This is a genomic window from Vibrio sp. 2132-1, assembly GCF_033344315.1.
Genome location: NZ_JAWPON010000236.1, coordinates 1 through 778, shown reverse-complemented (window position 1 = coordinate 778; position 778 = coordinate 1). Strand labels below are relative to the sequence as shown.

Below are 778 nucleotides of genomic sequence, written 5' to 3'. Positions count from 1 at the left end.
AAACTGAGCACCGCGTGAAAATGCTGGAGAGAAAACACCAAATGTTGAGCGTGCTGACTCCAGAGCAAAAAGCTGAATTTGTAAAACTGCAAAACGAGCGCATGCAAGAATGTGGTGACCAAATGCAACAACGCATGGGAAAACACCGCAATAATTAAGTCATGATCCGATGATATATATGAAGAGGCAGCCACAGGTTGCCTCTTTTTGATCTGGCGATTTCACGCGCATTCAACGTATACTCAAAATACGGTTTGAGTTAACTCTTTGATTATGAAACAGCAATATGCACGCTTAGTCACGACGGCAGCTTGGACAGCAACCATAGTGGCGACGCTTCTTCTCATTGTAAAAGTCATCACATGGTGGGTGACGGGATCGGTCAGCCTATTGGCATCGCTTATTGATTCGATGCTGGACATCGCCGCTTCAGTGGTGAATTTGGTGGTGGTTCGCTATTCGCTGCAACCAGCCGACAGAGAACACACTTTTGGGCATGGTAAGGCCGAGTCTCTCGCTGCGTTGGCACAGGCGATGTTTATCTCCGGTTCTGCGGTATTTTTGATCCTCAACGGTATCGATCGTTTCTTCAGACCACACGAGCTGAACGCGCCGGAGCTGGGTGTGTATGTCTCCTTGTTTGCGATGATGGTGACGTTTGGTTTGGTCATGTTCCAGAAACGCGTGGTGCGCATCACGGGCAGCCAAGCAATCGCGGCAGATTCGTTGCACTATCAAACGGATTTATACATGAACGGGGCGATCATGGTCGCGCTAG

General features: G+C 48.8%; 2 protein-coding genes. Both read left to right on the top strand.

The features are described from left to right. On the top strand, positions 1-158 hold a 158-nt coding region (locus R8N47_RS24655), incomplete at its 5' end, for a Spy/CpxP family protein refolding chaperone (protein WP_318186030.1). A gap of 115 nt (positions 159-273) precedes the next feature. After that, on the top strand, positions 274-778 hold a 505-nt coding region (locus R8N47_RS24650), incomplete at its 3' end, for a cation diffusion facilitator family transporter (protein ID WP_318186029.1).